The sequence below is a fragment of the Pseudomonas sp. P4_D7 genome (assembly GCF_056401755.1).
Window position 1 is genome coordinate 15,014 of sequence record NZ_JBFUIR010000018.1, and the last position, 22,596, is coordinate 37,609.

The following is a 22,596-nucleotide window of genomic DNA, read 5'->3' on the forward strand; positions in this document are numbered from 1 at the left end:
TCTTAACCTCGAGCGTCTTCAACACTGGCGGCCAGAATAGCCAGAACCAGTTGCTGGAAATCCAGACCGGCCGCACGCGCGGCCATCGGCACCAGACTGTGATCGGTCATACCCGGTGCGGTGTTCACTTCCAGGAACCAGAACTGCCCGTCGGCGTCCTGCATCACGTCCGCCCTGCCCCAACCGGCAATACCCAGCGCCTCACAGGCCTTGGCCGTGAGATCCATGAGTTCCTGTTCCTTGGCGGCATCCAGCCCGCACGGAATGCGGTACTGGGTATCGTTGGCGATGTACTTGGCGTCGTAGTCGTAGAACGTGTGCGGTGTACCCAGGGCAATCGGAGGCAACACCTGGTCACGCAGGGTGGCGATGGTGAACTCCGGACCTTGAATCCATTGCTCAACCAAGACTTGCGAATCGTAGGTACTGGCCGCTTTCCATGCGTCGATCAACTCGGACGCAGAACTCACTTTGGCCATCCCGATACTTGAACCTTCATGCGCCGGTTTGACGATCAAAGGGAAGCCCAGTTCCGTCGCTGCCGAAATACAATCGGCTTCGCTGCACAACACGGCGTGACGCGGCGTCGGAATCCCGAGGCTGTGCCAGACCTGCTTGGTGCGCAGTTTGTCCATCGCCAGTGCCGAGGCCAGGATGCCGCTGCCGGTGTACGGAATGCCCGCTACTTCAAGCAGGCCCTGCATGGAGCCGTCTTCACCGCCACGGCCGTGAAGAATGATGAACGCGCGGTCGATCTTTTCGCTGAGCAGCCGTTGCAGAATGTCTTCGCCAACGTCGATGCCGAACGCGTCCACGCCAGCGCTTTGCAGCGCGTCGAGTACGGCGTTACCGGATTTCAGCGACACCTCACGCTCGGCACTCAGGCCACCGAAGAGCACGGCGACACGGCCGAAGTCTTTCGGCGCGATAGTGGAAAACAGCTTGGCGTAGGCAGCAGTCATTTCAACTTCCCCTCGACCGACGCCGCCACGGCGCCAGCGAACAATTCACTTTTCAACAGCTTCGGCGCGAGACCACCGATATCACCGGCGCCCTGGCACAGCAGGATGTCGCCGGCACGCAGCAGCGGCTTGACCAGCGGCGCCAGATCGACGCCACGCTCGATGTAGATCGGGTCGAGCTGACCGCGCTGGCGGATGCTGTTGCACAGCTTGCGGCTGTCGGCACCCGGGATCGGCTCTTCGCCGGCCGGATAGACTTCCATCAGCAGCAGGACGTTGGCGTCGGCCAGTACATTGACGAAGTCGTCGTACAGGTCACGGGTGCGGCTATAACGGTGCGGCTGGTAAACCATCACCAGACGGCGCTCCGGCCAGCCACCGCGCACGGCTTTGATCACTGCGGCGACTTCGGTCGGGTGGTGACCGTAGTCATCGACCAACATCACGTTGCCGCCGTCCACCGGCAGTTCGCCGTAAACCTGGAAGCGCCGACCAACGCCCTGGAAGCCCGACAGGCCCTGGACGATGGCTTCATCGCTGACGCCTTCGTCAGTGGCGATGCAAATGGTCGCCAGCGAATTGAGTACGTTGTGGTTGCCGGGCATGTTCACCGACACGTCCAGCGGCTCGCGATCCGGACGCAGCACGGTGAAGAACGTCTGCATGCCTTGCTGGCGAATATTGATCGCGCGCACGTCAGCGTCTTCACTGAAGCCGTAAGTCACGGTCGGACGTTTCACCAGCGGCAGGATTTCACGCACCACCGGATCGTCCAGGCACATCACTGCCAAACCGTAGAACGGCAGGTTGTGCAGGAACTCGACGAAGGTTTTCTTCAGTTTGTTGAAGTCACCGTCGTAGGTCGCCATGTGGTCGGCGTCGATGTTGGTAACCACGGCCACCAGCGGTTGCAGGTGCAAGAAGCTCGCATCGCTTTCGTCGGCTTCGGCGATCAGGTAACGGCTGGTGCCAAGCTGGGCATTGGTGCCCGCGGCATTCAGACGACCACCGATGACGAACGTCGGGTCCAGACCACCGGCGGCGAACACCGAAGCGATCAGGCTGGTGGTGGTGGTTTTGCCGTGCGTACCGGCAACGGCGATGCCGTGGCGATAGCGCATCAGCTCAGCGAGCATCTCGGCACGCGGCACCACCGGAATACGACGCTCAAGCGCGTTCGCTACTTCCGGGTTAGAGGTGTTCACAGCGCTCGACACCACCAGCACGTCGGCGGCAGCGGCGTTCTCGGCACGGTGGCCAATGAAGATGTGCGCGCCGAACGATTCCAGACGCTCGGTCACCGGCGACGCTTTCAGGTCGGAACCGGAGACTTCATAGCCCAGGTTCAACAACACTTCGGCGATGCCGCACATGCCCACGCCGCCGATGCCGACGAAGTGGATGCGACGGATGCGGCGCATTTCCGGTTGCGGCATGGCTTTCTGATTCTCAACCATGAGCCACCTCCAGACAGGTATCGACCACGCTACGGGTGGCATCGGGTTTCGCCAGACGGCGGGCCGCTTGGGCCATATCTTCGAGTCGTTGCGGTTGCATCAAGACCTCTGTCAGGCGCGCGGCAAGGTCCGCGGCACCAGTCGTTCTTTGTGGCATCAGGAAGGCAGCGCCTTCGCGGGCCAAATAATCGGCGTTGCGAGTCTGGTGATCGTCGATCGCGTGGGGCAAAGGCACCAGCATCGAGGGCAGACCGGCGGCAGCCAGCTCACTGATGGTCAACGCGCCTGCGCGGCACACCACCAGGTCAGCCCAGCCATAGGCCTGGGCCATGTCTTTGATGAACGGCTGCACCTGCGCATCCACGCCGGCGGCGCGGTAGCGCTCTGCAGTCACTTCATCATGGTTTTTGCCGGCCTGATGAAACACTTCCGGGCGCAAATCGGCAGCGACTTGGGCCAGGGCTTCAGGCAGCAATTTGTTCAACGGTTCTGCGCCCAGGCTTCCGCCGAGGATCAGCAAACGCGCTTTGCGACCGGCCAGAGCAGGTCGCGATGTGTCGAGGAACAGCTCGCTGCGCACCGGGTTTCCGGTGGTACGGCGGGTGTCCGACAGAGTAAAGGTGTCGGGGAACGCTTCACACACCCGGGCGGCGAACGGCACCAGCAACCGATTGGCGGTGCCGGCCACAGCGTTCTGCTCGTGAACGATCACCGGCACACCGGCCAGTTTCGCGGCAAGACCACCGGGGCCAGTCACATAACCACCGAAGCCGACCACACACACTGGCTTCAAGCGACGAATGATCGCCCGCGCCTGCCATACCGACTTGAGCAGCATGAACGGCGCCTTGAGCAGCGACAGCTTGCTCTTGCCGCGCAGGCCGGTGGCGTTGATCCGGTGCAGTTCCAGCCCAGCGGCCGGGACCAGTTCGTTTTCGATCCCGCGTGGTGTGCCGAGCCAGTGCACGGTGTAGCCGCGCGCCTGAAACTCGCGGGCACAGGCCAGCGCCGGGAACACGTGGCCGCCGGTGCCGCCGGCCATTATCAATACGTTAGCGCCCATGATTCGGCTCCTCGGCGAAGTCGCTCTCATGGAATTCCATCTCTTCGCTGCCCAAATGGGTTCGACTCTCCCACTCGATCCGCAGCAGCAAGCCAAGGCAGGCACAGCAGATCACCAACGAACTGCCGCCATAACTGAGGAACGGCAAGGTCAGACCTTTGGTTGGCAGCAGGCCGACGTTCACGCCGATGTTGATCAGGAACTGACCAATCCACAGGAACGACAGGCCGTACGCCACGTAAGCGGCGAAGAACTGTTTGGCTTTTTCCGCCCACAGACCGATGTACATGCCACGAATACACACGAACACGAACAGGGCGACGGTGCACAGCGAACCGACGGCGCCCAATTCTTCAGCCAGAACCGAGAACACGAAGTCGGTGTGCGCTTCCGGCAGGTAGAACTGCTTCTGCACGCTGTTACCCAGACCGACGCCGAGCCATTCGCCACGACCGAACGCGATCAAGGCTTGCGACAACTGATAGCCGGCGCCGAACTGGTCGGCCCACGGGTCAGCGAAGTTGGTCAGACGCGCCATTCGGTACGGCTGCATTTGAATCAGCAAGACCACCGCTCCGACCGCCAACACCACCATCAGCGAGAAGCGGAACAGCCCGACCCCGCCGAGGAACAGCATGGCCGCCGCAGCGCCCATCATCACCACGGTGGCGCCGAAGTCCGGCTCCATCAGCAGCAGGCCGGCCATCGGCAGCAGCACGATGAACGGCTTGAAGAAGCCCATCCAGCTCTCGCGCACTTCCTTCTGACGCCGCACCAGATAACCGGCGAGGTAGATCACCACGAACACTTTGGCGATCTCGGACGGCTGCACGTTGAAGAAGCTGAAACCGATCCAGCGCATCGAACCGTTCACTTCGCGACCGATGCCGGGGATGATCACCATTACCAGCAAACCGAACGCACCGATCAGCATCAGCCAGCCGAGGCGTTGCCAGGTGGCAATCGGAATCATCATGGTGACGATGCACGCGCCCAGGCCCAGCACCACATAAATAAGGTGGCGGATCATGTAATACAGTGGGCTGCCGGACTGTGCGGCCGCCACTTCGGTGGACGCCGAGGCAATCATGATCAGGCCGAGGCCGAGCAGCGCCAGACAACCGGCGAGCATCGGGAAGTCGAGGTCGATCCCGCGCCCGGTGATGATCGGTGACGGATACGGTTTGATGATATTACGCAGGCTCATGCCAATTCCTCCACAGCGCGGACGAACTGGTGACCACGGTCTTCGTAATTCTTGAACATGTCGAAACTGGCGCAGGCCGGCGACAGCAGCACCACATCACCCGGTTGGGCAGCGGCGCGGCATTGCGCAACGGCGTCGACCAGCGAGGTCGCGCGAATCAGTGGCACGGCATCACCGATGGCTGCGCCGATCTTGTCGGAGTCGCGGCCCATCAGGATCACGGCGCGGCAGTTGGCCGCGACCGGATCACGCAAGTCGTTGAATTCGGCACCCTTGCCATCGCCACCGGCGATCAGAATGACCTTACCGTCGATGTCCGCGCCCAAGCCTTCGATGGCGGCCAGTGCGGCGCCAACGTTGGTCGCTTTGGAATCGTTGTAGTAAGCGACGCCGTCGAGATCACGCACCCACTGGCAACGGTGTTCGAGGCCGGCGAACGTGCGCAAGGCCGAGAGCATGGCGTCGAACGGCAGACCCACGGCATGACCGAGCGCCAGCGCCGCGAGGGCGTTGGACTGGTTGTGTGCGCCGCGAATTTTCAGCTCACGCACCGGCATCAGGTTCTGGAATTCGAAGGCCAGATACTTCTCGCCATCTTCTTCGCGGATACCGAATGCCTTGAAATCCGGTTTGGTCAGGCCGAAGGTCCAGCATGGCTGACCCTCGCCCATCAACGGACGGCTCAGCGCATCCTGACGGTTGACCACGAACTGCTTGGCGCCACGGAAGATCCGGTGCTTGGCCAAGTGGTACGCCGGCAGACCGCTGTAGCGATCCATGTGGTCTTCGCTGATGTTCAGCACGGTGGCCACTTCGGCGTTGAGCTGGTCGGTGGTTTCCAGCTGGAAGCTCGACAGTTCCATGACGTACAGCTCGACGTCGTCGCTGAGCAGATCCAGCGCCGGAGTGCCAAGGTTACCGCCGACGGCAACGCGCTTGCCGGCCGCAGCCGCCATCTCGCCGACCAGAGTGGTCACGGTGCTTTTCGCGTTGGAACCGCTGATGGCCACGATCGGCGCCTGCGCGTTACGCGCGAACAGCTCGATGTCGCCGGACAGTTTCACGCCACGGGCCGCAGCGGCTTGCAGGGCCGGGGTCGCCAGCGCCAGGCCGGGGCTCACGTAGAGCTCGTCGGCACGGCAGAGGAATTCGACGTCCAGCTCGCCACAACGCACTTCCACGTGCGGATAGTCACGCTTGAGCGTGGCCAGTTCCGGTGGATTTTCCCGCGTGTCCGCCACGGCAAACGACGTGCCCCGGTTCGCCAGGAAGCGAACCAGGGACATGCCGCTCTTGCCGAGGCCGACAACGATGCGGAAGTGGTCAGAAGCGATCAGAGACACTCGTTCTACCTCAGCTTCAGGGTGGCAAGGCCGATCAGCACGAGAATCACGGTGATTATCCAGAAACGGACGATCACGCGCGGCTCGGGCCAGCCCTTGAGTTCAAAATGGTGGTGTATCGGTGCCATGCGGAACACACGGCGACCGGTCAGCTTAAAGGACGCAACCTGAATGACGACTGACAGGGTTTCCATCACGAACACACCGCCCATGATGAACAGGACGATTTCCTGACGGACGATCACCGCGATGGTGCCCAGTGCCGCGCCGAGTGCCAGGGCACCGACGTCGCCCATGAACACTTGCGCCGGATAGGTGTTGAACCAGAGGAAGCCAAGACCCGCGCCGATCAGTGCACCGCAGAACACAATCAGCTCGCCCGCGCCCGGTACGTAAGGAATCAGCAGGTATTCAGCGAATTTCACGTTACCCGACAGGTAGCAGAAGATGCCGAGGCCACCGCCGACCATCACGGTTGGCATGATCGCCAGGCCGTCGAGGCCGTCAGTCAGGTTGACCGCGTTGCTTGAGCCAACGATCACGAAATAAGTCAGCACGATGAAACCGAGGCCCAGCGGAATGCTGTAGTCCTTGAGCATCGGCAGGATCAGCGTGGTTTCCACCGGGGTGGAGGCGGTCATATAAAGGAAGATCGCCGCGCCGAGGCCGAACACCGACTGCCAGAAATACTTCCAGCGGCTCGGCAAGCCACGCGAGTTCTTCTCGATGACCTTGCGGTAATCGTCGACCCAACCGATGGCGCCGAACAGCAGAGTCACCAGCAAAACAGTCCAGACGTAACGGTTGCTCAGGTCAGCCCAGAGCAGTGTGCTGACACCAATCGAAGACAGAATCAGTGCGCCGCCCATGGTCGGTGTACCCGACTTGGACAGGTGCGATTGCGGGCCGTCGTTACGCACGGATTGACCGATCTGACGGTTCTGCAGGGTGCGGATCATCCACGGGCCATAGCACAGCGACAAAACCAGCGCGGTCAGTACACCGAGAATCCCGCGCAGGGTCAGGTACTGAAAGACCGCGAAGCCTTTGTAGAACTGTTGCAGATACTCCGCTAGCAGCAGCAGCATTAATGTTTCTCCAGACTGGACCCGCACAGAGCCGCAACGATGTTTTCCATCGCCGCACTGCGCGAACCCTTGATCAAAATGGTGGTGTTTGTGTCCTGCTCGGCGTCGAGGGCCTGAATCAGTTCGGCTTGGCTGCCGAAGTGATACGCCTGTTCACCGAAAGCGTTTACGGCGTGAACCATGTTTGGCCCAACGGCATAAAGCGCGGAAACCTTGCCCCGGGCGTACTCGCCCACGTCGCGGTGCCCCTGCTCCGCCCAATCGCCCAACTCGCCGATATCTCCGAGCACCAGGACGGTGCGGCCGGAAAAGCCAGCGAGTATATCAACGGCCGCGCACATCGAGGTGGGGTTTGCGTTGTAAGTGTCATCAATCACGCGCATACCGTTTTTCGCCAGTTGCGCAACGGTGCGCCCCTTGACCGGTTGCACGGCGCCAAGCCCGGTGGCGATGCCGAACAGCGACACGCCCAAGGCGTGCGCGGCAGCGGCGGCGGCCATGGAGTTGGCGACGTTATGGGTGCCGAGCAGGTTCAGTTGAACGTGCTCGACACCTTCAGGTGTGTGCAGATTGAAAGCCGGGCAACCACGAGCATCGGTGCTCAAGTCACTGGCGTAGAAATCCGCCTGAGTGTTGCTCAGGGCGAAAGTCAGCACTTTGCGCGCGCCTGCACGGGCCTTCCAGATACCGAAGGCTTTGTCATCGAGGTTGAGCACGGCGACACCATCAGCCGCCAGCCCGTCGATGATTTCGCCTTTGGCTTCGACGATTTTTTCCGGGCCGCCAAACTCACCGACGTGCGCGGTGCCGGCATTGTTGAGGATCGCCACGTGCGGCTTGGTCAGGCCAACGGTGTAAGCGATTTCGCCGAGGCGCGAGGCACCCAGTTCGATCACCGCCGAGGTGTGCTCCGGGGCCAGTTCGAGCAGGGTCAGCGGCGCGCCGAGGTCGTTGTTCAGATTGCCACGGGTCGCCAATACCGGACCGCGCGTGCGCAGGATGCTCGCGAGCATTTCCTTGACGGTGGTCTTGCCGCTGGAGCCAGTGATGGCAGCGACTGGCTGAGTGAAAGCAGCACGGTTCAACGCGCCCAATTGACCGAGGGCCTGACGGGTGTCTTTGACCAGCAGTTGCGGCAAGGTGCTGTCGGCGACTTCGCGCTCGACCAGCGCAGCGACGGCGCCTTTGCCGGCGACATCGTTCAAGTAGTCATGACCGTCGAAACGCGGGCCGGTCAACGCTATAAACAGTTGACCCGGCTGGATCGCACGGCTATCGATACTGACGCCGTCGAAACTGGCATCGGCGGCGATCAAACGTGCGTCGAGCGCGTTGGTCAGTGCGCTGAGTTTCAGGGCCTTAAGCATGGGCCACCTCCCACGCGGTCAGGGCGTGATCAGCCTCGACCAGATCGGAGAAGGCATGGCGCTCGCCGTTGATTTCCTGGTAGTCCTCGTGACCTTTACCGGCCAGAACAATCACGTCATCAGCCGAGGCGCCGGCAATCAGTTGCGCAATCGCCTGGCCCCGGCCGGCGACGAAGGTGACTTTATCCACTGCCGTGAAGCCGGCGCGGATGTCGTCGAAAATCACTGCTGGATCTTCGGTGCGCGGGTTGTCGTCGGTGACCAGCACCTGATCGGCCAGACGTTCGACCACTTCGGCCATCAACGGACGCTTGCCGCGATCACGGTCACCGCCGCAGCCGAACAGGCACAGCAGCTGACCTTTAACGTGCGGGCGCAGCGCGGTCAGGACTTTTTCCAGCGCGTCCGGGGTGTGCGCGTAATCGACCACCACCAACGGCTGAGTGCCACCACCAAGACGCTGCATGCGCCCGGCCGGGCCTTCGAGTTTCGGCAGTACTTTGAGAATTTCGTCGAGCGCGTAATCCAGACCGAGCAAGGCACCGACGGCTGCCAGTACGTTGCTCAGGTTGAAACGACCGAGCAAGGTGCTGCGCAGATGATGTTCGCCCTGCGGCGTAACCAGCGTGGCGCGCACGCCGTGGTCGTCGAACTGTGCTTCGCGGCAGAACAGGTAAGCGCTGCTGTCGAGCAGGCTGTAGGTGATCAAGCGCGATTCACGTTTTTCCGCGGCCAACTGCCGGCCGAAATCGTCGTCGAGGTTGACCACGCGGCACTTCAGATCATTCCAGGCGAACAGCTTGGCCTTGGCCTCGGCGTACGCCTCCATGGTGCCGTGATAATCCAGATGATCGCGGGACAGGTTGGTCATCACCGCCACGTCGAACGCCAGCGCCGTCACGCGGCCCTGATCCAGACCGTGGGACGACACTTCCATGGCCACGGCTTTGGCGCCGGCCTTTTTCAGGTCGCCCAGGGTCGCTTGCACGGCGATCGGATTCGGCGTGGTGTGCAGACCGCTTTGCAGTGCGCCATAGAAGCCGGAACCCAAGGTCCCGACGATGCCGCAATGCTGGCCGAGCAGATCCAGCGCCTGCGCAACCAATTGAGTCACGCTGGTCTTGCCGTTGGTACCGGTCACGCCAATCAGGTTCAGGTGATGACTTGGCTCACCGTAAAAACGCCCGGCGATGTCCGACAGTTGCGCGGCCAGGCCTTTGACCGGAATCAGCGGCACGTCAGTGATCGGCAGCACGGTGGCGCCTTCCACTTCATAGGCCACAGCGGCAGCGCCGCGCGCCAGAGCATCGGCAATGTGTGCACGGCCATCGAATTTGCCGCCGGGCACGGCGAGGAACAAATCGCCCGCGCGTACGTTGCGGCTGTCCAGCGCCAATTCACGGATCAACAGATCGTGGCCGGCGTGGGGGAATATCTTGTTCAGACTTAATGACATCAGCCGCGCCCTCCATTGGCTTTCAGCGGTATGACCGGGGTGGCGTTGGCCTGCTGTGTGGTCGGCAAGTTGTCCGGCGTTACGTTCATCAGACGCAGGGTGCCGGACATCACACGGCTGAACACCGGCGCGGAAACCAGACCACCGAAGTAACCGGCCTTGCTTGGCTCATCGATCACGACAACGATGGCGTAACGCGGATCGCTCATCGGGCCGAAACCGGCAAACAGCGAGCGATAAGAGTTTTCCGCGTAGCCCTTGGTACCCACCGAGGTCTTACGCGCAGTACCCGACTTACCCGCCACGTGATACGCCGGCACCTGCGCACGGAACACGCCGCGCGGCGCTTCGATCACCTGGGTGAGCATGCCTTGCAAGGTTTTCGCCACGGCTTCCGGCAGCACTTGCGTGGTCTGCGGCGGCTTGTCGGTTTTGATCAGGGTCAACGGCGCGAGACGACCGTTGTTGGCCAGTGCCGAGAACGCGTGCACCAACTGAATCGCGGTCACGGAAATACCGTAGCCGTAGGACAGGGTCGCGGTTTCAGCCTTGCGCCAATCGCGGTAGTTCGGCAGGTTGCCGACACGTTCGCCCGGGAAGCCGAGGCCGGTGTCCTGGCCGAGACCGACTTTCTGCGCGAGACGGAAAATCGTTTCGCCGCCGATATCGAACGCGACCTTACTCATGCCGACGTTACTGGAATTGATCAGGATGCCGGTCAAGTCGAGCACCGGACCTTCGCTCTTGGAAACGTCCTTGATCGTGTATTTGCCGATCTGCAGGGAGCCCGGATACACCTCGACGGTGTCGCTCGGTTTCCAGCGGCCGGTTTCGATTGCAGCCGCCATCGAGATGGCTTTCATGGTCGAACCCGGTTCGAACACGTCGATCATCGCGCGGTTACGCATCATTGCCGGTTGCAGATTGCGACGGTTGTTCGGGTTGTAGGTCGGCTGGTTGACCATGGCGAGAATCTCGCCGGTCTTGACGTCCATGATCACCAGGCTGCCGGCCTTCGCGCCGTTCTCAATGATCGCGTTGCGCAGTTCGCGGTTGGCCAGATATTGCAGACGCAGGTCAATGGACAACGCCAAGGGCTTGCCGGCCTTGGCGTTTTTGGTGACCTGAACATCCTTGATCAGCCGACCGCGCCGATCCTTGATGACTTGTCGTTTGCCCGGCACCCCGGCGAGCCATTCGTCATAAGCCAGCTCGACACCTTCACGACCGTGGTCATCGATGTCGGTAAAACCGACCATGTGCGCGGTGACTTCACCGGCCGGGTAGAACCGGCGGAATTCTTCGATGCCGTAGACGCCAGGGACCTTCAGATCGAGCACAGCCTGGCCTTGCTCGGGGGTCAGCCCGCGCACCAGATAAATGAATTCTTTGTTGGCCTGGGCTTCGAGTCGTTCGGTCAGGGCTTTCGGATCCTGACCCAGCGCGGCAGCAAGTGCCGGCCACTTCTCTTTGGCCGTTTGCATTTCCTTGGCGTTGGCCCACAGCGTGGTCACTGGGGTACTTACGGCCAAAGGCTCGCCGTTACGGTCGGTGATCAGACCACGGTGAGCCGGAATCGGAATATGACGCAGGCTGCGCGCATCGCCCTGACCTTTGAGGAAGTCACGGTCAACCACTTGCAAGTCGATGATGCGCCAGCAGATCGCCGCGACCATCACGCCGAGCAGCGCCACCATCAGGCGGAAGCGCCATGGGAACAGTGCGCCTTCGAGTTTCATCATGGCGCCACCATCTTCACGTCAGCCGCGCCCGGAATGTGCATTTTCAGTTGTTCGGTGGCCAGCACTTCGATGCGGCTGTGCGCGGTCCAGGTGCTCTGCTCGAGAATCAGACGCCCCCACTCGGCCTGCGCCTTGTCGCGCACGCTGAGTTCGTTATAAAGGGTGTTGAGCAACTGCCGGTTCCAGTGCGCGCTGTACGACACGGCGATGGCCGAGACGAGCACGCCGATAAACAGCAGCAGCATCAGAAAGCTGCCGCCGGGCAGTGGCTTGGCGAAAAGCTTGCTCACCGCAGCTTCTCCGCGACGCGCATGACGGCGCTACGGGAACGTGGGTTGGCTTTGAGTTCGGCGTCGGAGGCCGTCTGCGCTTTGCCATGGACTTTGATTTTCGGTTCGAACGCGACATGGCGCACCGGCAGGTTGCGCGGCAGGTTGTCGGCTTCGCCTTTCACCAGTTTGCGCATGAACAGTTTGACGATGCGGTCTTCCAGCGAGTGGAAGCTGATCACCACCAGGCGGCCGCCGATTTCCAGAGCATCCAGCGCGGCTTCGAGGCCGGCTTCCAGATCACCCAGTTCGTTGTTGACGTGAATACGCAAACCCTGGAATGCACGGGTGGCCGGGTTCTTGCCCTTTTCCCATGCCGGGTTGGCGACTTTCAATACTTCGGCCAGATCGGCAGTGCGCTCGAACGGCTTGATATCGCGACGCTCGGCGACGGCGCGGGCCATACGACCGGAGAAACGTTCTTCGCCGTATTCCTTGAACACCCGGGCGATTTCCTCAGCCGGCGCGGTGTTGACGAATTCGGCAGCGCTGATGCCACGGGACGGGTCCATGCGCATGTCGAGCGGGCCGTCGTTGAGGAAACTGAAGCCGCGCTCGGCGTCGTCGAGCTGCGGCGAAGACACGCCGAGGTCAAGCAGAATGCCGCTGACCTTGCCGGTCAGACCTTGCTCGGCAACCACCGAACCCAGTTCGGCAAAGCTGCGCTGCACAACGACAAAGCGGCCGTCTTCGGCCGCTAGCGTTTGCCCGGTGGCAATCGCTTGTGGATCTTTGTCGAATCCGATGAGCCGGCCGTCCGTGCCGAGCTGGCTGAGAATCAACCGGCTGTGTCCGCCGCGCCCGAACGTGCCGTCCAGATAGCAGCCATCAGGACGTACGGCGAGAGCCTCGACGGCTTCGTCAAGCAGTACGGTGATGTGGTTAAAGCCGCTATCAATAGTCACAGGATCAAATCACGCAGTTCATCAGGCATCGCGCCCGGTTGTTGAATAGCAGCAAGGTCAGCGGCAGATACCGCATTCCATGCATCCTCGTCCCACAATTGGAACTTGTTCAGTTGGCCTACCAGCATCGCGCGCTTATCGAGCTTGGCGTATTCGCGCAGACGCGGTGGAACCAGAAAACGACCACTGCCATCGAGTTCAAGGTCGACGGCATTACCAATCAGCAAACGTTGCAGGCGACGGTTCTCTTCGCGAAGCGAAGGAAGCGCGCGCAACTTGGTTTCAATAATTTCCCACTCGTCGAGCGGATAGACACACAAACACGGATCAACGGCATCAATGGTCACGATCAATTGGCCAGAACTGCGCGAATCGAGCTCGTCACGGTACCGGCTCGGCATGGCGAGACGGCCCTTTGCATCGAGACTGATAGCGTTAGCTCCGCGAAACACGTCTGCGTTTCTCCAATTTTTATCGTTTTGAGCTCAAAAAACCCACTTCATGCCACTTTCCGCCACTTGCGCACACTATAGGAATGCGCCCACCACACCGTCAAGGCGCGGATTAAAGGAAAACCCTTACAGAACGGAGATTTAGGAGCATAAAAGGAGGTGCAACGAGAATCTGACGGATACTTTTGACCAATAACTTGATGCAGCACTGAAAGCTGCGCTCGAAAGTTAAAGTAATTTGTTAAGAGTAAGATTTTTTCGGTATTACAAAAGCGCTTCTGCTGTTGATTGAAGCAAGGTGGGAAATGGCTATTACTGCGTTTGCCGCTGCCGGACTTTCAGAGCAGGCCTGCTGATATTACACAGCCCTGTTGCCAATGATTCAAGCAGGGAAAGAAAAAGGTGGAGAGTCGATCTGTAAGCCGGGTTCTGTCTTGAACAGTCATTCGTCTACGATGGCCATCACTGGACATCTTTAGCAACCTACCCGGTCCCAGCGCGGGCCACGCCTTGGGACCCTATTTGGTCTTGCTCCAAGTGGGGTTTACCTAGCCACGAACTGTTGCCAGACGTGCGGTGCGCTCTTACCGCACCTTTTCACCCTTACCGGCGCTTGAGCGCTTAGGCGGTTATTTTCTGTGGCACTTTCCGTAGGCTCACGCCTCCCAGGCATTACCTGGCACTTCGCCCTATGGAGCCCGGACTTTCCTCCCCCCCCTAATTTTCATAGAGGGCAGCGACTGTCCGATCGACTCTCCGCCGCGAAGGTTAACGGCAGAGCGCCCGAAGAACAAGCGCTAAAAGCCTCAAGACCGCTATGGGTGACGGCCTACACGCCTTTCTGTTTCTCCAGCGCGACCTGATACAGCACGTTTTTGCGCTCGCCAGTGATTTGTGCTGCCAACGCGGCGGCACGCTTGAGCGGCATCTCTTCGAGCAACAGATCAAGAATACGCATCGCCTCGCTGCTGACCGCATCCTCGGACTCCGGTGCCGTCCAGCCCGCCACCAGCACTACGCATTCGCCACGCTGCTGATTGCTGTCGGATTCGACGAACGCGCGCAACTCGGCCAATGGCAGACCTTTGAGCGTTTCGAAGGTCTTGGTGATCTCGCGGGCGAGCAATGCCTGGCGCTCACCGCCAAACACGGCTTCCATATCCTGCAGACATTCAAGAATGCGGTGCGGGGCCTCGTAGAAAATCAACGTACGCGGCTCTTCTTTAACCGCTTCCAGTCGCGCCTTGCGTCCGACCGATTTGGCCGGCAGAAAACCTTCGAAAATGAAACGGTCAGACGGCAGACCGGCCGCCGACAGCGCGGCAATAAGCGCACAGGCACCCGGCACTGGCACGACATTGATCCCGGCCGCGCGGGCCTGACGCACCAAGTGATACCCCGGATCGGAAATCAGCGGCGTCCCCGCATCGGAAATCAACGCGACGTTATCACCCGCCAGCAAGCGGGTAATAAAACGGCTACCTTCATCTCGTTCATTGTGTTCGTGACACGCGGCCAGCGGCGTGCCGATCCCGAAGTGTTGCATCAGGCGCGCCGAGTGACGGGTGTCTTCGGCAGCGATCAATGCCACTTCGCGGAGGATCTTCAGGGCCCGGGCGCTGATGTCGTCCAGGTTGCCGATGGGCGTCGCCACCACATAAAGCGAGCCAGCAGCGGAATTCAGGGAACCTGGAGCAGTCAAAGCGCACACCTCGTGATCGGTAAAAGCGGCCATTGTAGCGCGACACGAGGCTTGCGACGCGCTTCGAGCCACCACGGTTTTGTGCGTGGTTATGCAGCACTGCAACATTTACTTCAGCTAAATCGTCCGATTCACGCCAGTAACATCGCGCCCCGGCCAGTGCTTGGGTACAATTCGACGCTAATTTGATCGAGTATCAGGAACACTTACATGATCGCTTGCCTGCGGCTGTTCACTGCCTTCTGCCTCGCTGCCCTGTTGGCGGCTTGCGTCAGCTCCCCTTCCTCCAGCCTTGGCGAACTTCCACGGACCCCGGATGCCAGCATCGAGCAACTGCTCGAACAGGCTAGCCAGGCGAAAACCCCGGAAAAAGCCGCCCTGTTGCGCCTGAGCGCCGCAGACCTGGCCTACCGTCAGGGCAATGCCGGACAGTCCGCGCAAATCCTGCAACAAGTGCCGATGGAGCAACTCAAGCCCGGCCAGCAGATTTTCGCCAGCACCTTGAACGCTGAACTGGCGATGACGCGCAATCAGCCGAAAGCCGCGCTGACCGCCCTGAGCCACCCAAGCCTGCAGCACTTGGGCGAGATGCCTGAAGAGCAGCAAGTGCGCACCGGCACCGTACATGCCCGCGCCCTTGAGGCCGATGGCCAGACCCTGGCCGCTGCCCGCGAGCGCGTGTTCATCGCGCCGATGCTGCAAGGCGAAGCCGCGAGCAAGAACCACGAAGCGATCTGGACCCTGATCGGCTCGCTGCCAACTGATCAACTGCAACCGAACAGCACCGACGACCTCGGCGGCTGGATGGGCCTGGCCATGGCAGTGAAATCCGCTGGCACCCTGGAACAGCAGCAAGCGGCGATCGACACCTGGCGCGCGCAAAATCCAAAGCACCCGGCGGCTATCAACCTGCCGTTGCCGCTGACCAAACTCAAGGAACTGGCCAGCCAGCCACTGAGCAAGATCGCCCTGCTGCTGCCACAGGACGGCCCGCTGGCCGCTGTTGGCAAGGCGCTACGTGAAGGCTTCATGGCTGCGCACTACCAGGCGCAACAGGCCGGACAGAAGCCCCCAGCAATCGAGTTCTACGACAGCTCGAAACTGACTTCGATGGACGAGTTCTACCGCAAGGCCCAGGCTGACGGCGTGCAACTGGTCGTTGGCCCGTTGGAAAAACCACTGGTCAAGCAACTGAGTACCCGCCCGCAACTGCCGATCACCACCCTCGCGCTGAACTACAGCGAAGGTGATCAAGGCCCGGCGCAATTGTTCCAGTTTGGCCTGGCCGCTGAAGACGAAGCCCGCGAAGTCTCGCGCCGCGCCCGTGCCGATGGCCTGCACCGCGCCGCGATCATGGTGCCGAAAGGCGAATGGGGCGATCGCGTACTGCGTGCTTTCAGCCAGGACTGGCAAGCGAATGGTGGCAGCATCGTAGCGACCGAGCGCGTTGATCAGCCGGTGCAACTGGCCCAGCAGATCGCCGACATGTTCCAGTTGCGTCAAAGCGAAGCGCGCGCCAAGAGCCTGCAGAATGCCGCCGGCACCAACGTCGCCGCGCAGCCTTCGCGCCGTCAGGACATCGAATTCATCTTCCTCGCCGCAACCCCGCAACAGGCTCAGCAGATCAAGCCAACCCTGAACTTCCAGTACGCAGGTGACGTTCCGGTGTACGCGACGTCGCACGTTTACAGCGCCAGCGGCGACGTGAATCAGTACAACGACATGAACGGCATTCGCTTCTGCGAAACCCCATGGCTGCTGGACTCCAGCGATCCACTGCGTCAGCAAGTGGTTGCGCAGTGGCCGCAAGCCGCCGGCAGCCTCGGCCGCCTGTACGCGATGGGTGTGGATGCCTATCGTCTTGCACCACGCCTGGGTCAACTCAAAGCCCTGCCAGACAGCCGCATCGACGGTGAGTCGGGCAGCCTCGGCATGACCCAGACCCAACGCGTCGTGCGTCAATTGCCTTGGGCGCAGTTCGTCAGCGGGCAGGTGCAGCGCCTGCCGGACACCCCGCGCTGATGCCTGACAGGTCACGCTCGCAAAGCGGCAAGGATGCCGAGCGCCAGGCGCTCGAGCATCTGCAACAACAAGGTCTGCGCCTGCTGGCGCAGAACTGGTTATGCAAACGCGGCGAGCTTGATCTGGTCATGCTTGATGGCGATACAGTAGTATTCGTTGAAGTTCGCTACAGAAAAAACACTCAATGGGGTGGCGCGCTCGCTAGCATCGATGGGCGCAAGCAGCAGAAACTGATTTTCGCTGCACAGTATTTTCTTCAGCGCGAATCGCGTTGGGCCAATTCCCCTTGCCGCTTCGACGTGGTGGCCATCGACAGCCATCCGAGTCAGCTGAACTGGTTGCAGAATGCTTTCGACAGTTGATCGTCGGCGTTGCGACCCGGACAATCCCACCGACAAATTTTGCTCTTTGCTTTGCGGGCTGCACATTCATGTGCCGGACAGCCGCGCTACTTAAGGTCACACAGATGGACATGCAATCCCGAATTCGCCAGCTTTTCCAGGCCAGTATCGACACCAAGCAACAGGCGATGGACGTACTTGCACCGCACATCGAGCAAGCCAGCCAGATCATGGTCAACACCCTGCTCAACGGAGGCAAAATGCTCTCGTGCGGCAACGGTGGGTCGGCCGGCGACGCTCAGCATTTTTCCTCGGAGCTGCTCAACCGCTTCGAGCGCGAGCGTCCGAGCCTGCCGGCGATTGCGCTGACCACCGATACCTCGACGATCACCTCGATCGCCAACGACTACAGCTACAACGAAGTGTTCTCCAAGCAGATCCGCGCCCTCGGCCAGTCGGGCGATGTGCTGCTGGCGATTTCGACCAGCGGCAACTCGGCGAACATTATTCAAGCGATCCAGGCCGCACATGATCGCGAAATGATTGTCGTAGCTATGACCGGACGCGATGGTGGCGGCATGGCGTCACTGCTGCTGCCCGAAGACGTCGAGATCCGCGTACCGGCCAATGTCACTGCACGTATTCAAGAAGTCCACTTGCTGGCGATCCATTGCCTCTGCGATCTGATCGACAGCCAACTGTTCGGGAGTGAAGAATGACCCCTAATCGCCTTGGCCTTCTGGCCTTGACCCTGTGCCTCGGCATCAGCGGCTGCACCTCAGTGGTGAACGCCAGCCGTGAAGCACCGATCGACGACGACCGTGGCACGCGCACCTTCGGTAGCAAGATCGATGACTCGTTGATCGAAACCAAAGTCGGTGTGAACGTGGCCAAGGCCGACCCGGCACTGGACAACGACTCGCACATCGTCGTCACCAGTTTCAACGGTGTTGTCTTGCTGGCCGGTCAAACGCCTCGCGCTGACTTGAAAGCCAAAGCCGAGCAAGCGGCAGCCGCCGTGCAACGGGTAAAAACTGTTCATAACGAACTGCAGGTCATACCGCCGTCCGGCTTCCTGGCTCGCCAGAATGACACTTGGCTGACGTCCAAGATCAAGACCCAGATGCTCACCGACGCCAGCATTCCCGGTTCGCGCATCAAGGTCGTGACCGAGAACGGCATCGTCTACCTGCTGGGCCTGCTGACCAAACAGGAAGCCACTCAGGCGACCAACCTGGTTCAGGGTGTTTCCGGCGTACAGAAAATCGTCAAGCTGTTCGAATACATCGACTGACGCACAACCCTATGTAATAAAAAAGGCGATCCATCCGGATCGCCTTTTTTATTACTTCACCACTTTCAGGCTTGGCCGGCCGCTAGGTCGCGGCGGCTCGCTGTCCGGTGGCGGCAAGTCGTCATCCGACTCGATCTCTTCTTCGTCATCCATCGGCGACTCGAGATCAAACACCATGCCTTGACCGTTCTCCCGGGCGTAGATACCCAGAATCGCGCTGATCGGCACGTACAAGCTGTGCGGAACGCCACCGAAGCGACCCTCGAAGGTCACCACGTCGTTGTCCATGTGCAGATGACGCACAGCACTCGGCGAGATGTTCAGGACAATCTGCCCGTCGCTGGCGAAACCCTGCGGCACCTGCACTGCCGGGTACTCGGAATTGACCAGCATGTGCGGGGTGCAATCGTTATCAACAATCCACTCGTAGAGCGCGCGGACCAGATAAGGTCGACTGGAGTTCATAGCGGCTCCTTAAGCCTTAGCGCATATCGCGTTCGACACCAGACAGACTCGCCTGGAAAGCCTCACGCGCAAACGAGCGCTCCATATAATCAAGCAGCGGCTTGGCTGGCCGCGGCAGTTCAATACCCAGAATCGGCAAACGCCAGAGTATTGGCAATAGGCAGCAATCCACCAGACTTTGTTCCTCACTGAGGAAAAACGGCTTGTCGGCAAACAGCGGCGACACGCCCGTCAGGCTTTCACGCAATTCCTTGCGCGCCACGACACGCGCGGCCTCCTTGGACTTGGGATCCAGAATCAGATCCACCAGACCACACCAGTCGCGCTGAATTCGATGAATCAGCAAACGGCTGTTGGCACGCGCCACCGGATAAACCGGCATCAATGGCGGGTGCGGGTAACGCTCATCCAGATATTCCATCACCACGGTCGACTCCCACAACGCCAGGTCACGATCGACCAGCGTCGGCAGACTGCCGTAAGGGTTTACCTCGATCAGTTTAGGCGGCTGGCGACCAGCTTCCACATAAATGATCTCGGCGCTGACACCCTTCTCTGCAAGCACGATGCGCACTCGGTGGGAATAGTGGTCGGCGGGGTCGGAGTAACAGGCCAACCGATTGGTCACGCCCATGGCGATCCTCCTCGCTTGTTGAAATTATCGGAACCGGAAAAACGCGCGCGCCCAGAGGGCGCCTCCGGCAACACCTGGCAAACCAGACGTTGCGCTATCGGAGGCGCCCTTGGGCGCGCGCGATTAACAGCAATGCTTGAAGCGTATCAGTGCACGTCTTTCCAGTATTCACGCTTGAGCAGGTAGGCGAACACAAAGAAGAACGCCAGGTACAGCAAGACATAAGTACCGATGCGCTGATGTTGCAGCTTAACCGGGTTAGCCGAGTAAGCCAGGAAGGTTACCAGATTCTTGACCTTCTCATCGAATTGCTCTTCGTTCAGCGCACCGGTTTTCGGCACGATGGTCAGCTGATCGCACGCTTCATGAGTCAGAGGCGTACCGGTCAGCGGATCATATTGCTTCTTGCCGCCTTCGACGATCTGCACCTGTTTGCAACCCACGACTTGACGACCTTGCAGGCCGACCAGCACGTTAGGCATGCCGACGTTCGGGAAAACCTTGTTGTTCACGCCCCATGGACGTGCAGGATCTTCGTAGAACGACTTCAGGTAACCGTAGAGCCAGTCGGTGCCGCGTACGCGAGCGACCAGGGTCAGATCCGGTGGTGCGGCACCAAACCAGGTCTTGGCGTCTGCCGGCTGCATGCCGATGTTCATGTGATCGCCAATCTTGGCGCCAGTGAACACCAGCTTCTCCAGCATCATTTCGTGAGGAATGCCCAAATCATCGGCCACCCGCTCGTAACGCTGGAACTTGGCACTGTGGCAACCCATGCAATAGTTGGCAAAGGTACGTGCGCCATCCTGCAGCGCAGCGTTGTCGGAAACGTCGATGTCGACCTTTTCCAGCTCCGGACCACCGTGTTCAGCGGCGAAGGACAGAACAGGCAGAGCAGCAAAAATCAGAGCAAAAAATAACTTTTTCATCAGCCAGTCACCCTTTCCGGAACCGGTTTGGTCTTCTCGAGCCTGGTGTAGAACGGCATCAGGATGAAGTACGCGAAGTACAGGAAGGTGCAGACCTGCGACAGCAACGTCAGAGACGGCGTCGGAGCTTTCACGCCAGTCCAGCCAAGCAGCACAAAGCAAACGCAGAATATGACGAGCCAGACTTTGCTCATCCAGCCTTTATAGCGCATGGATTTGACCGGACTGCGATCGAGCCACGGCAGGACAAACAGGAAAGCAATTGAAGCGCCCATGGCAATAACGCCCATGAGCTTGTCAGGGATTGCTCGCAGGATCGCGTAGAACGGCGTGAAGTACCAGACCGGCGCGATATGCTCAGGCGTCTTGAACGGGTTGGCCGGCTCGAAGTTTGGTTTTTCGAGGAAATAGCCACCCATTTCCGGGAAGAAGAACACAATAAAGCAGAAGATAAACAGGAACACCACGACACCGACAATATCTTTCACGGTGTAGTACGGGTGGAAAGCAATGCCGTCCAGCGGGATGCCGTTTTCATCTTTGTGCTTCTTGATGTCGACGCCGTCAGGGTTGTTCGAACCGACTTCGTGCAACGCCAGAATGTGCAGTACCACCAGACCGAGAATCACGATCGGCAGAGCCACGACATGCAAGGCGAAGAAGCGGTTCAGAGTGATTCCGGAGATCAGGTAATCACCACGAATCCACTGGGTCAGGTCGTTACCGATCACCGGAATCGCACCGAACAGCGAGATGATCACTTGGGCACCCCAGTAGGACATCTGGCCCCACGGCAGCAGATAACCCATGAATGCCTCGGCCATCAGCGCCAGGTAAATCAGCATGCCGAACACCCAGACCAGCTCGCGCGGTTTCTGGTACGAGCCGTAAAGCAGGCCCCGGAACATGTGCAGATACACCACGATGAAGAACATCGAAGCGCCGACAGCGTGCAGCAGGCGCAAAATCGAGCCGTGATTGACGTCACGCATGATGCCTTCGACAGACGCAAAAGCCTCTTCTGCCGATGGCGTGTAGCTCATCGTCAGCCAGACGCCGGTGACGAGCTGGTTGACCAGCACCAGCAGCGCCAGAGAGCCGAAGAAATAGAAGAAGTTGAAGTTTTTTGGAGCGTAATACTTGCTGAGATGGTCTTCCCACATTTTGGTCGCAGGAAAGCGCGCATCAACCCAATCCATGAACTTGCTCATCACGCTTTCTCCGTATCGACGCCGATGACAATCAGGTCATCGGTCTCATAGGAATGCGGGGGAACTGGCAGGTTCAAAGGCGCAGGTTGCGACTTGTAGACGCGGCCAGCCAGATCGTAGTGGGAGCCGTGGCAAGGGCAGAAATAGCCACCGACCCAGTCTTTGCCGAGATCCGCAGGTGCCACTTCGGGACGGAAAGTTGGTGAGCAACCCAGGTGCGTGCAGATCCCGATCAGCAGCAGAATTTCCGGCTTGATCGAACGCACTTCAGGGTCGACATAGGTGGGTTGCGTGGAGTTTTTGGAGGTTGGATCGGAGAGCTGGCCCTCGATCTTCTTGAGATTCCCCAGGATTTCCGCAGTACGGCGGACAATGAACACCGGCTGGCCGCGCCATTCAGCAATCATCTGCTGTCCTGGCTCGATTTTGCTGACATTCACTTTCACCGGTGCACCGGCGGCTTTCGCCTTGGCACTGGGAAACCATGACCCCACGAACGGGACCGCAGCCCCCACCGCTCCTGCAGCACCCACCACGGATGTGGCTGCTACCAAGAAGCGACGCCGGCCTGCATTCACGCCGTCATTGCTCATTCAGTCCTCTCCCATCAGCTTTTGTGGCCTGTTA

At 60.1% G+C, this 22,596-nt stretch carries 22 protein-coding genes and 1 other RNA gene; 4 read left to right on the top strand and 19 right to left on the bottom strand.

Going from position 1 to position 22,596, the window contains the following annotated elements; genetic code table 11:
• Nucleotides 1–2 precede the first annotated feature (2 nt).
• From AC1DVF_RS13835 to rsmI, 14 genes are all read right to left on the bottom strand, one after another.
• On the bottom strand, nucleotides 3–962 hold the full coding sequence (locus tag AC1DVF_RS13835; protein WP_093430684.1) for a D-alanine--D-alanine ligase: 960 nt from the start codon (nucleotides 960–962) through the stop codon (nucleotides 3–5).
• Complete coding sequence (murC, locus tag AC1DVF_RS13840; RefSeq protein ID WP_016987574.1) at nucleotides 959–2,419, bottom strand: UDP-N-acetylmuramate--L-alanine ligase; 1,461 nt, start codon at nucleotides 2,417–2,419, stop codon at nucleotides 959–961. Before murC ends, AC1DVF_RS13835 begins: the two co-directional genes overlap by 4 nt.
• Complete coding sequence (gene murG / locus AC1DVF_RS13845; protein WP_460088964.1) at nucleotides 2,412–3,482, bottom strand: undecaprenyldiphospho-muramoylpentapeptide beta-N-acetylglucosaminyltransferase; 1,071 nt, start codon at nucleotides 3,480–3,482, stop codon at nucleotides 2,412–2,414. The genes murC and murG overlap by 8 nt, the downstream gene beginning before the upstream one ends.
• Nucleotides 3,472–4,689 carry a putative lipid II flippase FtsW gene (ftsW, locus tag AC1DVF_RS13850; RefSeq protein WP_007916996.1) on the bottom strand — a complete coding sequence of 406 codons (1,218 nt, stop codon included), beginning with the start codon at nucleotides 4,687–4,689 and terminating at the stop codon, nucleotides 3,472–3,474. The genes murG and ftsW overlap by 11 nt, the downstream gene beginning before the upstream one ends.
• Nucleotides 4,686–6,032 (bottom strand): UDP-N-acetylmuramoyl-L-alanine--D-glutamate ligase, encoded by a 1,347-nt coding sequence (gene murD, locus AC1DVF_RS13855; RefSeq protein ID WP_477782625.1) that lies wholly within the window; start codon nucleotides 6,030–6,032, stop codon nucleotides 4,686–4,688. The genes ftsW and murD overlap by 4 nt, the downstream gene beginning before the upstream one ends.
• Before the next feature lie 5 nt (nucleotides 6,033–6,037).
• Complete coding sequence (gene mraY, locus AC1DVF_RS13860; protein WP_007917000.1) at nucleotides 6,038–7,120, bottom strand: phospho-N-acetylmuramoyl-pentapeptide-transferase; 1,083 nt, start codon at nucleotides 7,118–7,120, stop codon at nucleotides 6,038–6,040.
• Complete coding sequence (locus AC1DVF_RS13865) at nucleotides 7,120–8,487, bottom strand: UDP-N-acetylmuramoyl-tripeptide--D-alanyl-D-alanine ligase (RefSeq protein ID WP_477782626.1); 1,368 nt, start codon at nucleotides 8,485–8,487, stop codon at nucleotides 7,120–7,122. Before AC1DVF_RS13865 ends, mraY begins: the two co-directional genes overlap by 1 nt.
• The gene (locus AC1DVF_RS13870; RefSeq protein WP_093430687.1) at nucleotides 8,480–9,943 is read right to left on the bottom strand and encodes a UDP-N-acetylmuramoyl-L-alanyl-D-glutamate--2,6-diaminopimelate ligase; all 1,464 of its coding nucleotides are present in this window, start codon (nucleotides 9,941–9,943) and stop codon (nucleotides 8,480–8,482) included. Before AC1DVF_RS13870 ends, AC1DVF_RS13865 begins: the two co-directional genes overlap by 8 nt.
• Complete coding sequence (locus AC1DVF_RS13875; RefSeq protein ID WP_175559568.1) at nucleotides 9,943–11,682, bottom strand: peptidoglycan D,D-transpeptidase FtsI family protein; 1,740 nt, start codon at nucleotides 11,680–11,682, stop codon at nucleotides 9,943–9,945. The genes AC1DVF_RS13870 and AC1DVF_RS13875 overlap by 1 nt, the downstream gene beginning before the upstream one ends.
• On the bottom strand, nucleotides 11,682–11,975 hold the full coding sequence (ftsL, locus tag AC1DVF_RS13880; protein ID WP_007917008.1) for a cell division protein FtsL: 294 nt from the start codon (nucleotides 11,973–11,975) through the stop codon (nucleotides 11,682–11,684). Before ftsL ends, AC1DVF_RS13875 begins: the two co-directional genes overlap by 1 nt.
• Nucleotides 11,972–12,919 carry a 16S rRNA (cytosine(1402)-N(4))-methyltransferase RsmH gene (rsmH, locus tag AC1DVF_RS13885; protein ID WP_407047284.1) on the bottom strand — a complete coding sequence of 316 codons (948 nt, stop codon included), beginning with the start codon at nucleotides 12,917–12,919 and terminating at the stop codon, nucleotides 11,972–11,974. The genes ftsL and rsmH overlap by 4 nt, the downstream gene beginning before the upstream one ends.
• Nucleotides 12,916–13,371: a division/cell wall cluster transcriptional repressor MraZ gene (gene mraZ / locus AC1DVF_RS13890; RefSeq protein ID WP_007917012.1), complete on the bottom strand. Its 456-nt coding sequence runs from the start codon at nucleotides 13,369–13,371 to the stop codon at nucleotides 12,916–12,918. The genes rsmH and mraZ overlap by 4 nt, the downstream gene beginning before the upstream one ends.
• A 402-nt stretch (nucleotides 13,372–13,773) precedes the next feature.
• Nucleotides 13,774–14,127: RNase P RNA component class A (gene rnpB, locus AC1DVF_RS13895), an RNA gene on the bottom strand.
• Nucleotides 14,128–14,200: 73 nt separating this feature from the next.
• Nucleotides 14,201–15,106, bottom strand: a complete 906-nt coding sequence (rsmI, locus tag AC1DVF_RS13900; protein WP_093430688.1) for a 16S rRNA (cytidine(1402)-2'-O)-methyltransferase — start codon at nucleotides 15,104–15,106, stop codon at nucleotides 14,201–14,203.
• Nucleotides 15,107–15,283: 177 nt separating this feature from the next.
• Between rsmI and AC1DVF_RS13905 the strand changes: the two genes are divergently transcribed.
• The 4 genes from AC1DVF_RS13905 (at nucleotide 15,284) to AC1DVF_RS13920 (ending at nucleotide 18,730) form a co-directional block, all read left to right on the top strand.
• Nucleotides 15,284–17,095: a penicillin-binding protein activator gene (locus tag AC1DVF_RS13905; RefSeq protein WP_477782627.1), complete on the top strand. Its 1,812-nt coding sequence runs from the start codon at nucleotides 15,284–15,286 to the stop codon at nucleotides 17,093–17,095.
• Complete coding sequence (locus AC1DVF_RS13910; RefSeq protein WP_093430690.1) at nucleotides 17,095–17,457, top strand: YraN family protein; 363 nt, start codon at nucleotides 17,095–17,097, stop codon at nucleotides 17,455–17,457. The genes AC1DVF_RS13905 and AC1DVF_RS13910 overlap by 1 nt, the downstream gene beginning before the upstream one ends.
• A 104-nt stretch (nucleotides 17,458–17,561) precedes the next feature.
• Nucleotides 17,562–18,155 (top strand): phosphoheptose isomerase, encoded by a 594-nt coding sequence (locus AC1DVF_RS13915; RefSeq protein WP_093430691.1) that lies wholly within the window; start codon nucleotides 17,562–17,564, stop codon nucleotides 18,153–18,155.
• Nucleotides 18,152–18,730 carry a BON domain-containing protein gene (locus AC1DVF_RS13920; RefSeq protein ID WP_007917023.1) on the top strand — a complete coding sequence of 193 codons (579 nt, stop codon included), beginning with the start codon at nucleotides 18,152–18,154 and terminating at the stop codon, nucleotides 18,728–18,730. Before AC1DVF_RS13915 ends, AC1DVF_RS13920 begins: the two co-directional genes overlap by 4 nt.
• A 51-nt stretch (nucleotides 18,731–18,781) precedes the next feature.
• Here the strand turns inward: AC1DVF_RS13920 and AC1DVF_RS13925 are convergent, their stop codons facing one another.
• From AC1DVF_RS13925 to petA, 5 genes are all read right to left on the bottom strand, one after another.
• On the bottom strand, nucleotides 18,782–19,195 hold the full coding sequence (locus AC1DVF_RS13925; RefSeq protein ID WP_007917024.1) for a ClpXP protease specificity-enhancing factor: 414 nt from the start codon (nucleotides 19,193–19,195) through the stop codon (nucleotides 18,782–18,784).
• 16 nt (nucleotides 19,196–19,211) lie between these two features.
• Nucleotides 19,212–19,829, bottom strand: coding sequence for a glutathione S-transferase N-terminal domain-containing protein (locus tag AC1DVF_RS13930; RefSeq protein ID WP_007917025.1), 618 nt, complete (start codon nucleotides 19,827–19,829; stop codon nucleotides 19,212–19,214).
• A 146-nt stretch (nucleotides 19,830–19,975) separates the two neighbouring features.
• Nucleotides 19,976–20,758: a cytochrome c1 gene (locus AC1DVF_RS13935; protein WP_477782628.1), complete on the bottom strand. Its 783-nt coding sequence runs from the start codon at nucleotides 20,756–20,758 to the stop codon at nucleotides 19,976–19,978.
• The gene (locus tag AC1DVF_RS13940; RefSeq protein WP_093430693.1) at nucleotides 20,758–21,969 is read right to left on the bottom strand and encodes a cytochrome b; all 1,212 of its coding nucleotides are present in this window, start codon (nucleotides 21,967–21,969) and stop codon (nucleotides 20,758–20,760) included. Before AC1DVF_RS13940 ends, AC1DVF_RS13935 begins: the two co-directional genes overlap by 1 nt.
• Nucleotides 21,969–22,562 (bottom strand): ubiquinol-cytochrome c reductase iron-sulfur subunit, encoded by a 594-nt coding sequence (gene petA, locus AC1DVF_RS13945; protein WP_003228055.1) that lies wholly within the window; start codon nucleotides 22,560–22,562, stop codon nucleotides 21,969–21,971. Before petA ends, AC1DVF_RS13940 begins: the two co-directional genes overlap by 1 nt.
• Nucleotides 22,563–22,596: the final 34 nt, after the last annotated feature.

Bases quoted from the DNA above. Each gene is read 5' to 3' on its own strand.
- AC1DVF_RS13865 (WP_477782626.1), bottom strand. From the start codon at position 8,487: ATGCTTAAGGCCCTGAAACTCAGCGCACTGACCAACGCGCTCGACGCA.
- AC1DVF_RS13935 (WP_477782628.1), bottom strand. From the start codon at position 20,758: ATGAAAAAGTTATTTTTTGCTCTGATTTTTGCTGCTCTGCCTGTTCTG.
- murC (WP_016987574.1), bottom strand. From the start codon at position 2,419: ATGGTTGAGAATCAGAAAGCCATGCCGCAACCGGAAATGCGCCGCATC.
- petA (WP_003228055.1), bottom strand. From the start codon at position 22,562: ATGAGCAATGACGGCGTGAATGCAGGCCGGCGTCGCTTCTTGGTAGCA.
- rsmI (WP_093430688.1), bottom strand. From the start codon at position 15,106: ATGGCCGCTTTTACCGATCACGAGGTGTGCGCTTTGACTGCTCCAGGT.
- AC1DVF_RS13940 (WP_093430693.1), bottom strand. From the start codon at position 21,969: ATGAGCAAGTTCATGGATTGGGTTGATGCGCGCTTTCCTGCGACCAAA.
- AC1DVF_RS13925 (WP_007917024.1), bottom strand. From the start codon at position 19,195: ATGAACTCCAGTCGACCTTATCTGGTCCGCGCGCTCTACGAGTGGATT.
- AC1DVF_RS13915 (WP_093430691.1), top strand. From the start codon at position 17,562: ATGGACATGCAATCCCGAATTCGCCAGCTTTTCCAGGCCAGTATCGAC.
- AC1DVF_RS13870 (WP_093430687.1), bottom strand. From the start codon at position 9,943: ATGTCATTAAGTCTGAACAAGATATTCCCCCACGCCGGCCACGATCTG.
- AC1DVF_RS13920 (WP_007917023.1), top strand. From the start codon at position 18,152: ATGACCCCTAATCGCCTTGGCCTTCTGGCCTTGACCCTGTGCCTCGGC.
- AC1DVF_RS13875 (WP_175559568.1), bottom strand. From the start codon at position 11,682: ATGAAACTCGAAGGCGCACTGTTCCCATGGCGCTTCCGCCTGATGGTG.
- murG (WP_460088964.1), bottom strand. From the start codon at position 3,482: ATGGGCGCTAACGTATTGATAATGGCCGGCGGCACCGGCGGCCACGTG.
- AC1DVF_RS13905 (WP_477782627.1), top strand. From the start codon at position 15,284: ATGATCGCTTGCCTGCGGCTGTTCACTGCCTTCTGCCTCGCTGCCCTG.
- AC1DVF_RS13835 (WP_093430684.1), bottom strand. From the start codon at position 962: ATGACTGCTGCCTACGCCAAGCTGTTTTCCACTATCGCGCCGAAAGAC.
- mraY (WP_007917000.1), bottom strand. From the start codon at position 7,120: ATGCTGCTGCTGCTAGCGGAGTATCTGCAACAGTTCTACAAAGGCTTC.
- ftsW (WP_007916996.1), bottom strand. From the start codon at position 4,689: ATGAGCCTGCGTAATATCATCAAACCGTATCCGTCACCGATCATCACC.
- AC1DVF_RS13930 (WP_007917025.1), bottom strand. From the start codon at position 19,829: ATGGGCGTGACCAATCGGTTGGCCTGTTACTCCGACCCCGCCGACCAC.
- AC1DVF_RS13910 (WP_093430690.1), top strand. From the start codon at position 17,095: ATGCCTGACAGGTCACGCTCGCAAAGCGGCAAGGATGCCGAGCGCCAG.